The sequence below is a fragment of the Stenotrophomonas sp. SAU14A_NAIMI4_8 genome, assembly GCF_003086695.1.
GTDB lineage: Bacteria > Pseudomonadota > Gammaproteobacteria > Xanthomonadales > Xanthomonadaceae > Stenotrophomonas.
On record NZ_CP025999.1, the window covers coordinates 815,077 to 826,998 of the forward strand.

An 11,922-nucleotide genomic window follows, 5' to 3' on the forward strand; every position below is an offset into this window, starting at 1 on the left:
TGGTGGGCCCCTGCGATAATGCGCGCTGCACACCGTCTGGAATCTCATCATGCGCGCACCGCACCTGCTTCATGGCCTGACCCTGGATAGCGAGCCGTGCGCGGGGCCCTACCCACCGCAGGGATTCTGGCCGATCGCCGAAGGTGCGCTGGGCAACGGTGATCAGTTCGGTCTGTACTGGCCACTGGGTCGCGAGGCTGAGTCGCCCGTGGTCTGCGAAATGTTCCATGACGAAGGGCGCATGGTCTTCCGCCATTCCTCGCTGGATGTCTTCGCGCAGTGGCTGGATGCCGGTGGCGCGGAGGAAGAGGACGATGGGGGCGGGGCGCCGCATGGGCACGCGGCTCCGGATGCGGAATCGCCATTGCCCTTGATCGAGCGCGCGCAGCTGCATGTGCAGGCCGCTGAGCCGGCCCAGGCAATCGGGCTGCTGGAAGATGCCTGCAGCCGCTTTCCGGAACTGCAGCGCGCGTGGGCGATGCTTGCAGGGCAGCAGATGCGCCTGGGCCGGCATGCGGAGGCCGTGGCAGCGGCACGTGCCGCCACTTTGGCGAACTGGGCGTTCGGCATTCCCGAGCCCGGTGTGCTGCGTATCCTGCGTGCAGCCGATGCAGGTGGCGATCCTGTGCTGGTGATGGCCCAGCAGATGGGATTCGGCTTCGGTGGCGCCAAGACCAACCCGGACTATGCGCTGATGCAGGCGTGCATTGATCAGTGCTGGCAGGCGGGCGACACGCTGGCGGCACTGCGTGTGAGCCAGAACCGCTGCTACGTGTTGAGCAGCGAGACTGTTTCCTTCCAGCAGCGCGAAGGCTTCGACCTGGAGGCCTGGCGGCACGACTTCGCCGAACGGTGCCAGACTGCGCTGCACGATGACCGGCAGCGCATGTAGATCCAGACCATGGGGTCGGAGCCCTTTCCGCTGGGAAGGTATCCGACCCTGTTACGCGGAATCAGCGCGACATCGACTGCTGGGTCTGCATCTGTTCCTGGGTCTGCCGCTGCGACAGTTCGTTGTCCAGTGCCTGGCTCTGCCGCGTGCTGTCCTGCAGGTTCTGGTTCACCGCCTGCGACAGGTCGACGTAGGTGCGGTGCATGGCGGGATCGCCGAGCTGGCCCTGCACCGCGAACACGCCCTGGTTGTCCGGTCGCGCCAGCACGGTGTCGACTTGGCTCATGCCGGCCACCTTGGACTCGTAAGCCACCTGGCCAGCAGCGTTCTCGAGCTGGTTGCGGTCATTGAACAGCGGCGACAGACCGCCCTGGCGGCGCTGGTCTTCCAGCGCTTCCAGCTTTTCCACGACCTGCTGGTAACGCGGGTTGTCGGCGTGGCCCGGGCTGGCCATGGTCGGTTCGGCCGCTGCGCGTTCCTGTTCGGCCGCCTGCGCGTGCTGCTGGGTGGCTGCATCCAGCGCGCCCAGCGTGTCGCCGCCCGCCTTGCCGTCGACAGTGAGCTGGTGGTCGCGCTGGAACTGCTTGACCGCTTCCAGGGTGCCGGGGCCGAAATCGCCATCGGCCACCAGCGGCTTGCCGTCCTTGCCCAGGTAGCCCAGATCCGACAGCTTCTGCTGCATGGCCTGCACCTCATCGCCCTTGCTGCCGTTGACCAGCACGCCGTTGCCGGCAGGCGTTCCGGGCGAACCGTGCGAGGGGGCATGGGTGGGAGTGATGCCGATCTGGGTCATGGCCCGGTCGAAGCGCTCATCGCGGCTGGCCACGGCGCCCGGCGCCTGGATGCCGTACTTGGTGGCATCGACGAAGTTCTGCACGTCGCCGCGGGTCGGCGGATTGCCGGCCTGGATGGTGCCGCCCTGCAGCTTTTCCGCGTTGCCGGCCAGATAGTTGATGAACTGCGGGCCCATGCTGCCGAACTGGTTGTCGTAGTCGGCCATGGCCAGCTGCAGTTCCGGGTTGGCCGCGATGGCATCGGCGGCGGCCGGGTTGGTGGCACGCACCTTGGCGATGGCGTCGTCGACGCGCTCGATGGCGCTGTCCAGCTTGGCGTTGGTGAGCTCGTCCATCTTCGCCTGCGGAATGGCCTGCAGCTTGGCGTCGAGCGCCGCCAGCTGCTGGGTGCTCAGCCCGCCCTGCTGCGACAGCAGTTCGATGTCACCGGCGGTGAAGCCGTTGTCGCGCAGGAAGCGCCGGGCCTGCGGGTTGCCGCCGACGTCGAACTGCACCAGCCCGAACGAGTAGGTGCTGGCGCCCTTCTGCGCGTATGCGAAGTGGTCCAGGTGGCGGGTGTTGCCGCCCAGCTCGGTGTTGAGGAACAGCGTGGACAGCTGTTCGCGGGTAAGCGTGGAATCCGTTGCCATGGTCATGGTCCTTCAAAGAGGGAAAAAGAGCCGGGCGCGCCCGGCGGATCTCAGCCGGCGCAGTGCTGCTGGGTGAAGCCGAGCAGCTGGCGGGTGGCCTGGGTGCCGTAGGCGGCCGGTGCCGGCTCCAGCGCGAACTGGCCCACCATCTGGTTGCTGCACAGCTGCACGTTGCGCTTGCCGGCGGTGGTTTCCTGGGTGCAGTTGGCCGCCAGCAGGGCGTTGGGGCCGCCGCCCATGTTGGTGGCGGCGCTGCAGCCCAGCAGGCGGCCTTCCTGGCCGTTTTCGCCCAGCAGCGTATTGAAGGCTGCCAGCTGGCTGTTGGGGTCGCGCAGGACCAGCGTGTCCACGCACTGCTTCTGGCCGTCGGGCGTTTCGCAGGCGTCCTGGTCGACCAGGCCGTCACGGGTGGCGGTCAGCACCTGGATGCGGTCGGCGAACACCTGCTGCAGGCACTGTGCGTCGCCGCACAGGTCGCGCGTGTGCTGGACCCAGCGCTGCTGCTCGGCCTGCAGCCTGGTCTGGCCCGCACTGTCCAGGGTGGCCTGTGCGGTGGCCAGGGCCTTGCCCAGGTCCGCGTCCAGGGCGGTCAGGGCCGGATCCTTGCAGATCAGGGTCTGCGCCGGCGATGCGCCATCGGCACAGGCGGTACTGCCTGCAGGGGCCGCAGCCGGGGCGGTGGCGCCCTTGCCATCGGCACCGGCCGCTTCGCTGGCCGTTGCCGGGGCGGTGGCCTGGGCGTCGCTGGACGGTGGGGTGCAGGCGGCCAGCAGGGCCACCCAGCACAGGGTCATCAGGGGCTTCAGGGCCCGGGTCATACGTTCACTGCTGCGCTGCATGTCGATCCTTTGATGTCTGCGTCCTGGCGCATGACCTGCGGGCGGCAGGCATGGGGCGAACCATGGAACGGGGGGCGCCGTGGCGTCCGCACGGAGCGGGCTGGGCACTGGAACACCTGCGGCGGGGGCCGCAGGGGGGGAAAGCGTAGCAAGCGACTTCGTAGGGCTCTGTGACAGGGCGCGCGGAACGCAGAACGGGCGCCCAAAGGCGCCCGTTCTGTGTGCGTCGTTGGGGGTCAGAGCCCTTTCCTGCGGAAAGGGATCCGACCCCGCAGCAGTAGATCCACGCCATGCGTGGATGGGGTCATTGGCGGTCGACCGGAAAAACAAAACGGGCGCCCAAAGGCGCCCGTTCTGTGTGCATCGTTGGGGGTCAGAGCCCTTTCCTGCGGAAAGGGATCCGACCCCGCAGCAGTAGATCCACGCCATGCGTGGATGGGGTCATTGGCGGTCGACCGGAAAAACAGAGCGGGCGCCCAAAGGCGCCCGTTCTGTGTGCGTCGTTGGGGGTCAGAGCCCTTTCCTGCGGAAAGGGATCCGACCCCGCAGCAGTAGATCCACGCCATGCGTGGATGGGGTCATTGGCGGTCGACCGGAAAAACAGAGCGGGCGCCCAAAGGCGCCCGTTCTGTGTGCGTCGTTGGGGGTCAGAGCCCTTTCCTGCGGAAAGGGATCCGACCCCGCAGCAGTAGATCCACGCCATGCGTGGATGGGGTCATTGGCGATCGACCGGAAAAACAAAACGGGCGCCCAAAGGCGCCCGTTCTGTGTGCGTCGTTGGGGGTCAGAGCCCTTTCCTGCGGAAAGGGATCCGACCCCGCAGCAGTAGATCCACGCCATGCGTGGATGGGGTCATTGGCGGTCGACCGGAAAAACAGAGCGGGCGCCCAAAGGCGCCCGTTCTGTGTGCGTCGTTGGGGGTCAGAGCCCTTTCCTGCGGAAAGGGATCCGACCCCGGCATGATCAGTAGCGGTAGTGGTCCGGCTTGAACGGGCCCTGCACCGGCACGCCGATGTAGTCGGCCTGTTCCTGGGTCAGGGTGGTCAGCTTCACACCGATCTTTTCCAGGTGCAGGCGGGCCACTTCTTCGTCCAGGTGCTTGGGCAGCAGGTAGACCTTCTTCTCGTAGCTGTCCTTGTTGGCCCACAGGTCGATCTGGGCCAGGGTCTGGTTGGCGAACGAGTTGGACATGACGAAGCTCGGGTGGCCGGTGGCGCAGCCCAGGTTCACCAGGCGGCCTTCGGCCAGCAGGAAGATCGCATTGCCAGCACTTCCGTCAGATGCCGGGAAGATGTACTTGTCCACCTGCGGCTTGATGTTCACGTGCTTCACGCCCGGGAACGCCACCAGCGCATCGACCTGGATCTCGTTGTCGAAGTGGCCGATGTTGCAGACGATGGCCTGGTCCTTCATCGCGCTCAGGTGCTCGATGCGGATGATGTCCTTGTTGCCGGTGGTGGTGACGTACAGGTCGGCACGGCCCAGGGTCGATTCGATGGTGTTGACTTCGTAGCCTTCCATCGCCGCCTGCAGGGCGCAGATCGGGTCGATCTCGGTGACGATCACGCGCGCACCGTAGGCACGCAGCGAGGCGGCGCAGCCCTTGCCCACGTCGCCGTAGCCGCAGACCACGGCGACCTTGCCGGCCAGCATCACGTCCATCGCGCGCTTCAGGCCGTCGGCCAGCGATTCACGGCAGCCGTACAGGTTGTCGAACTTGCTCTTGGTGACCGAGTCGTTGACGTTGATCGCCGGGATCAGCAGGGTGCCGGCCTGGGCCAGCTGGTACAGGCGGTGCACGCCGGTGGTGGTCTCTTCGGAGACGCCCTTCCAGTCCTTCACCACGCGGCCCCAGTAACCCGGGCGCTCGGTGGCAACGCGCTTGAGCAGGTTCTTGATGACCTGTTCTTCGTGCGAGGACGAAGCGGTGTTGACCCAGTCGCTGCCGTTTTCCAGCTCGTAGCCCTTGTGGATCAGCAGGGTCACGTCACCGCCGTCGTCCACCACCAGTTCCGGGCCGGTCAGGGTGCCGTCGGCCAGGGTGAAGGTCAGCGCGTCCAGGGTGCAGTCCCAGTACTCTTCCAGGGTTTCGCCCTTCCAGGCGAACACCGGGGTGCCGGTGGCGGCGATGGCCGCGGCGGCGTGGTCCTGGGTGGAGAAGATGTTGCACGAAGCCCAGCGCACGTCGGCGCCGATGTCCTTCAGGGTTTCGATCAGCACCGCGGTCTGGATGGTCATGTGCAGCGAACCGGTCACGCGCACGCCCTTCAGCGGCAGGCTGGTGGCGTGCTTGCGGCGGATCGACATCAGGCCCGGCATTTCATGCTCGGCGATGTCCAGTTCCTTGCGGCCCCAGTCGGCCAGGGTGATGTCGCGGATCTTGTAGTCGCCTTCGGTGGAGAAGGACTTGGCAACAGCGTTCATGCAGTAGCTCCGGTTGTGGACGAGCAGATGCTCGTATCTAGCCGGGCGCCGTTGTTACAAAGCCACCTTACCGAGCCTGGCCGGGCCTCATGGGTTCCGGTCGCAGCGCCCCTCGGCAGGGGAGAACGCCCAGTATATCGCGGCCCCCAACCATCGGCAGATGGGGGCCGTGCCGCTGCCTGTTAAGGTCGGGGTCTTCACGCACCGAAACAGGAAGAACGATGAGCAAGCACGCGCGCCGCCAGCGGCGCTGGACCGGTCTGGTCCTGTCGATGGCCCTGCTGGCCGTAGCGCCGCTGGCCTGGTCGGCCGGTACCGCGCCGGCCGCTGCCGCCCAGGCCGCCACCGGCTACGAACTGCCGTCGGCCGCGCTGCAGGCGGTGGTGGACGCGCCGCGTGCGCCCACGCTGTCCCTGTCGCCGCGCCGCGACGTGGCCGCGTTGATGCAGATGCCGTCGCTGCCGTCGATCCAGGTGGTGGCGCAGCCGGAGCTGAAGCTGGCCGGCGTGCGCATCAACCCGCGCACCTTCTCCGACAGCCGTTTCAGCTTCGGCCAGAAGCTGTGGCTGATGAACGTGGCCGATGGCAAGGAGCGGCAGATCAGTGGCCTGCCGGCGCAGTTGTCGATTGCCGGCCTGTCCTGGTCGCCCGACCAGAAGTGGCTGGCCTTCAACCAGGTGGACGCGGCCAGCGGTGCCAACGAACTGTGGCTGGTGGACGTGGCCGCTGGCAGCGCCCGCCGCCTGCAGGCCGGTCTGAACACGGTGTTTGGCGAGGGCTACCAGTGGCTGCCTGACAGCCGTGGGCTGATCGTCATGACCCGCGTGGCAGGCGCAGGTGATCCGCCGCCGGCCGATGGCGTGCCCACCGGCCCGGCCGTGCAGCAGACCGGCAAGAGCAGCGGCGTGGTGTCCATCCGCACCTACCAGGACCTGCTGAAGAACGAGGCCGACGCGCGCCTGTTCGATTACTACGCCAAGGCCCAGCCGATGCAGGTCGGCCTGGACGGGCGGACCCGCGCGCTGGGTGCGGCGGGCATCTATCTGGACTTCAGCGTATCGCCTGACGGCAACTACCTGCTCAGCCAGCGCGTGCAGCGTCCGTATTCCTATGTGGTGCCGGTAGGCAGCTTCCCGCGCCGCATCGAAGTGCTGGACCGCAACGGTCAGCTGGCCCACACCGTGGCCGTGCGGCCGCTGGTGGAAGGCCTGCCGACCGGCAACGATGCCGAAGTGACCGGCGTGCGTGACATCAGCTGGCGCGCCGACGCCGGCGCTACCCTGGTCTGGGCCGAGGCGCAGGACGGCGGCGATCCGAACCGCGAAGCGAAGGTGCGCGATGCGGTGTTCATGCAGGCCGCCCCGTTCGAGAAGCCGCCGGTGACCCTGGCCCAGCTGGGCAGCCGTTTCGCCGGCATCACCTGGGGCCGCGGCGACCTGGCCCTGCTCAATGAGTCGTGGTGGAAGACCCGCAACAGCAAGACCTGGCGCATCGCCCCGGACGATGCCGCGCAGGCGCCGCAGCTGCTCTGGGACCGCGATGCGCAGGACCGCTACAACGATCCGGGCCGTGCCGGCGTGGTACGCGATGTGAACGGTCGCGCGCGCCTGCAGACCACTGCTGACGGTCGCAGCATCTTCCTGTACGGGCAGGGCGCTTCGCCGGAAGGTGACCGTCCGTTCGTGGACCGCTTCGATATCGAAAGCCGCCAGGCCACGCGCCTGTTCCATTCGCAGGCGCCGGCCTATTCGTTGCCGGTTGCACTGCTGGACCAGGAAGGCACGTCGCTGCTGCTGACCCGCGAAAGCCCCGACGAGCCGGCCAACTACCAGGTGCAGTCGCTGGCCGATGCCAGTGCCGCGCCGCGCGCGCTGACCCACTTCGCCCACCCACTGCCGCAGCTGAAGGGCGTGCAGAAGGAGCAGATCCGCTACAAGCGTGCCGACGGCGTGGACCTGACCGCCACGCTGCTGCTGCCGCCGGGCTACGACCCCAAGCGCGATGGCCCGCGCCCGCTGCTGATGTGGGCCTACCCGGGTGAGTTCAAGAGTGCCGCCGCGGCCAGCCAGGTGACCGATTCGCCGTACCGCTTCAACGCGGTCAGCTACTGGGGCCCGCAGGCGTTCCTGGCCAAGGGCTACGTGGTGCTGGCCAGCCCGACCATGCCGATCATCGGCGAGGGCGACAAGGAACCCAACGACACCTACATCGAACAGCTGGTGGCCAATGCGCAGGCCGCGGTGGACGAGGTGGTGCGCCGTGGCGTGACCGATCGTGACCACATCGCCATCGGTGGCCATTCCTACGGTGCGTTCATGACCGCCAACCTGCTGGCGCACACGCGCCTGTTCAAGGCCGGCATCGCCCGCAGCGGCGCCTACAACCGCACGCTCACCCCGTTTGGTTTCCAGGCCGAGGAACGCAACTACTGGCAGGCGCAGGACGTCTACCAGAAGATGTCGCCGTTCAACTACGCCGGTGACATCAAGGATCCGATCCTGTTCATCCACGGCGTGGACGACAACAACTCCGGCACGTTCCCGATCCAGAGCGAGCGCATGTTCGCGGCGGTGAAGGGTCTGGGTGGCACGGCGCGGCTGGTGATGCTGCCCAACGAATCGCATGCCTACCGCGCACGCGAATCGATCATGACCATGCTGGCCGAAAGCGAGCGCTGGCTGGAACAGACCCTGGGCCCGGTGCCGCAGGGCAAGGCGAAGAAGAAGCGCTGAGGCGTGTGGGACGGCGGCCCCTGCAACGGGGGCCGCCGCGGGTAGAGTCGACCGTTGGTCGACTATCGCGCGCAGCGCGGGATTTCGGCAGTCGACCAACGGTCGACGCTACCCCGTCGGTATTTCCGCGCCGGACGATACGTGCAGATGAAACCATTTTCGCGCCGCAGCAACGGCGGCGAACTGGGGTAGGCTTGGCGACGGATCATGCCCAGAGGTTCGTGCGTCGCCGATGAACGAGTACCGCAGCAGCATCGAATTCGCTTCCCCCGATCTTCCGCTTCGCGATGATGTGCGCCGGCTGGGCGCACTGGTTGGCGATCTGCTGGTGGAACAAGTCTCCGCCGCGTTCCTCGATGATGTGGAGGATGTGCGCACCCGCGCGATCGCCCGCCGCGAGAACCAGGCGCCGCTGGCCGAACTGGCGCAGGGCCTGGCCGGGCGCACGCCGCAGCAGGCCGAAACCATGGTGCGTGCGTTCAGTACCTACTTCCAGGTAGTGAACATTGCCGAGCGCGTGCACCGTATCCGCCGCCGTCGTGACTACCAGCGTGCTGGTACCGCCGCGCCGCAGCCCGACGGCCTGCAGGACGCGCTGCAGCACCTGAAGACGCAGGGCGTGAGCCTGGACGAACTGGCGCAGTGGTTGCCGCGCATCGACATCGAACCGGTGTTCACCGCCCATCCCACCGAAGCGGTACGCCGTGCGCTGCTGGAAAAAGAACAGTTGATGGTGGCCAGCCTGGTGGACAACCTGGATGGCCAGCGCACGCCCGGTGAAGCCGCCGCCGACGCAGCGCGCTTCCGCATGGCGCTGACCGCTTCGTGGCAGACCACCGATTCTTCGCCGGTGCGGCCCACCGTGGATGACGAACGCGAACACGTGGGTTTCTACCTGGTGCAGGTGCTGTACCGGGTGATTCCGGTGCTGTACGAATCGCTGCAGCAGGCGCTGCGCGACACCTATGGGCAGGAACTGCCGCTGCCGCGCCTGCTGCGCTTCGGCACCTGGGTGGGCGGCGACATGGACGGCAATCCCAACGTGGATGCCGGCACCATCCGCAACACGCTGGATGCGCAGCGGCAGGCGGTGCTGGGCCGTTACCAGAAGGAACTGCTGCAGCTGGCCAGCCTGCTCAGCCAGTCCACCGAGCGGGTGGGGGTGAGCGAGGCGCTGCAGGCGCGCGTGGCGCAGTACCAGCAGCAGTTGCCGCAGGTGCAGTCGCGGCCACGCCATGCCGACATGCCCTACCGCCTGCTCAACGACCGCATGCGTGCACGCCTGCAGGCCACGCTGGACGATGGCGAAGGTGCCTATGCCGGCCCGGATGAACTGATCGACGATCTGCAGCTGATCCTGGACAGCCTGCGTGCCAACCGCGGCGAGCATGCCGGGGGCTTTGCGGTGCAGCGACTGCTGTGGCGGGTGAAGACCTTTGGCTTCCATCTGGCGCGGCTGGACGTGCGCCAGGAATCGAGCGTGCATGCGCGCGCGCTGGCGGCGGTGCTGGGCGGTGAGGAGGCATGGCAGGCGCTGGACGCGCTGGGCCGGGCACGGTTGCTGGGCCCGCACGCCAGCGGCGAAACACCGTTGCCGGCCGGCAGCGATGAAGGCAACGCGCGCCTGGATGCCGTGTTCGCGGCGCTGGCCGATGCCCGCGCACGCCACGGTGCCGATGCCTTGGGCAGCTACATCATTTCCATGGCGCATGACCGCAGCGACGTGCTGGCGGTGTTGGCGTTGGCGCGGCGCGGCGGCCTGGTCGATGACGAAGGCGCGGTGCCACTGGATATCGCTCCGCTGTTCGAAACCGTGGACGATCTGAAGCGCGGCACCGCCACCCTGCGTGACCTGCTGGCCGACCCGGTGTACCGCGCACACCTGCGCGCACGGGGCGATGTGCAGATGGTGATGCTGGGCTATTCGGACAGCAGCAAGGATGGCGGCATCGCGGCATCGCGCTGGGGCCTGCAGCGTGCCCAGGTGGAACTGCTGGAAGTGGCCGCCGAACACTCCATTGGGCTGACCTTCTTCCACGGTCGTGGCGGCTCGATCAGCCGCGGCGGTGGCAAGACGACCCATGCGGTGGATGCTTCCCCGCGTGGCAGCATCGATGGCCGCCTGCGGGTGACCGAGCAGGGCGAGGTGATCCACCGCAAGTACGGCATCCGCGCGCTGGCCTTGCGCTCGCTGGAGCAGTCCACCGGCGCGGTGCTGCGCGCCAGCCTGCGCCCGCGCGCGGCCGAGCCGCGCGAAGACGACTGGCGGCCGGTGATGGACCAGGTGGCCGCCGCCAGCAGTGAGGTCTATCGGGCATTCGTGGGCCAACCGCAGTTCATGGACTACTTCCGCTCCGCCACGCCGATCGATGTGATCGAGCGGATGACGCTGGGCTCGCGGCCTTCGCGGCGGCTCGGCCAGGATGCGGCGCTGGGCAACCTGCGGGCGATTCCCTGGGTGTTCGCCTGGAGCCAGGCGCGGGCGGTCATTCCCGGCTGGTACGGGGTGGGCAGTGGCCTGCAGGCCGCGGTGGATGCCGGCCATGAGCAGACGCTGCGGGACATGGCGCGCGACTGGCCGTTCTTCCGCACCTTCCTGGATGACATCGCCATGGTGTTGTCCAAGGGCGATATCACCATTGCCGAGCAGTTCTCGCTGCTGTCCGGCGATCTGCACGGGCGGTTCTTCCCGCAGGTGCAGCGCGAGCTTGAACTGACCCGGCACTGGCTGCTGGCGCTGCTGGGCCAGAAGACGCTGCTGGACCACGATGCGCGGCTGGCGCTGTCGATCCGCCTGCGCAATCCTTATGTGGACCCGATCAGCGTGCTGCAGGTGGACCTGCTGCAGCGCTGGCGGGCCAGCGGGCGCGAGGATGACGATCTGCTGCGCGCGCTGGTGGCGTGCGTGAACGGCGTTTCGCAGGGCGTGCAGAACACCGGTTGATCGTCTGCATCCGCCGGGTGTGGCCCGGCGCTACCTGCCTTGGTAGGTGCGGGGCTTGCCCCGCACACCTTCAATCCTCCGGAGAGGGTGGGTTGGAGGCCAGCAGTTCCAGGTGCCGCTGTTCCATTTCCTGGCGCAGCTGGCGGCGGATGAGCGCAGCGGCGTGGCGGCGGCGCTCGTCGCTGTTCTCCAGCTGCAGCGGCGGCACGGCGGTCGGCTTGCCGGCCTCGTCCACGGCCACCATGGTGAAGAAGCAGCTGTTGGCGTGGCGCACGCTGCGCTTGAGGATGTCCTCGGCCACCACCTTCACCCCGATTTCCATCGACGAGGTGCCGGTGTAGTTCACCGAGGCCAGGAAGGTGACCAGTTCACCCACCGCGATGGGCTGGCGGAACATCACCTGGTCCACCGACAGGGTAACCACGTAGCTGCCGGCGTAGCGGCTGGCGCAGGCGTAGGCCACCTGGTCGAGCAGGCGCAGGATCGCACCGCCATGCACCTTGCCGGAAAAATTGGCCATGTCCGGCGACATCAGCACGGTCATGGACAGCTGGTGGGATTTGAGTTCGGTCGACATGGCCTGATTGTATCGGGCATGGACCGCGTAGCGTCGAGCTTGCTCGACTGCCGTTGCCAGGAGCAAAGCAGAAGGGCCGCTTGCGCGGCCC

7 protein-coding genes and 1 riboswitch are annotated in these 11,922 nt (G+C 67.6%); of the genes, 3 read left to right on the forward strand and 4 right to left on the reverse strand.

Annotation, left to right across the window (positions count from 1 at the left end; all coding sequences use genetic code 11):
- The first annotated feature begins 49 nt into the window (after positions 1–49).
- Complete coding sequence (locus tag C1930_RS03555) at positions 50–892, forward strand: tetratricopeptide repeat protein (protein WP_108771108.1); 843 nt, start codon at positions 50–52, stop codon at positions 890–892.
- Between the two features lie 61 nt (positions 893–953).
- Here C1930_RS03555 and C1930_RS03560 read toward each other — a convergent pair whose 3' ends face one another.
- From C1930_RS03560 to ahcY, 3 genes are all read right to left on the reverse strand, one after another.
- Complete coding sequence (locus C1930_RS03560) at positions 954–2,315, reverse strand: peptidoglycan-binding domain-containing protein (protein ID WP_234412733.1); 1,362 nt, start codon at positions 2,313–2,315, stop codon at positions 954–956.
- Positions 2,316–2,365: 50 nt separating this feature from the next.
- Entirely contained in the window at positions 2,366–3,133 is a 768-nt protein-coding gene (locus C1930_RS03565; RefSeq protein WP_234412734.1) for a lysozyme inhibitor LprI family protein, read from the reverse strand.
- Positions 3,134–4,117: 984 nt separating this feature from the next.
- Entirely contained in the window at positions 4,118–5,578 is a 1,461-nt protein-coding gene (gene ahcY / locus C1930_RS03570) for an adenosylhomocysteinase (RefSeq protein WP_108755433.1), read from the reverse strand.
- Between the two features lie 36 nt (positions 5,579–5,614).
- Positions 5,615–5,698: riboswitch (S-adenosyl-L-homocysteine riboswitch) on the reverse strand.
- Positions 5,699–5,799: 101 nt separating this feature from the next.
- Between ahcY and C1930_RS03575 the strand changes: the two genes are divergently transcribed.
- Together C1930_RS03575 and ppc are read left to right on the forward strand one after the other, a co-directional pair.
- Complete coding sequence (locus tag C1930_RS03575; RefSeq protein ID WP_108771110.1) at positions 5,800–8,310, forward strand: prolyl oligopeptidase family serine peptidase; 2,511 nt, start codon at positions 5,800–5,802, stop codon at positions 8,308–8,310.
- A gap of 232 nt (positions 8,311–8,542) precedes the next feature.
- Positions 8,543–11,254 carry a phosphoenolpyruvate carboxylase gene (gene ppc, locus C1930_RS03580; RefSeq protein WP_108771111.1) on the forward strand — a complete coding sequence of 904 codons (2,712 nt, stop codon included), beginning with the start codon at positions 8,543–8,545 and terminating at the stop codon, positions 11,252–11,254.
- A 70-nt stretch (positions 11,255–11,324) separates the two neighbouring features.
- Here ppc and C1930_RS03585 read toward each other — a convergent pair whose 3' ends face one another.
- A complete protein-coding gene (locus C1930_RS03585; RefSeq protein WP_108755436.1) occupies positions 11,325–11,831 on the reverse strand; it encodes an acyl-CoA thioesterase in 507 nt (168 codons plus the stop codon).
- Positions 11,832–11,922: the final 91 nt, after the last annotated feature.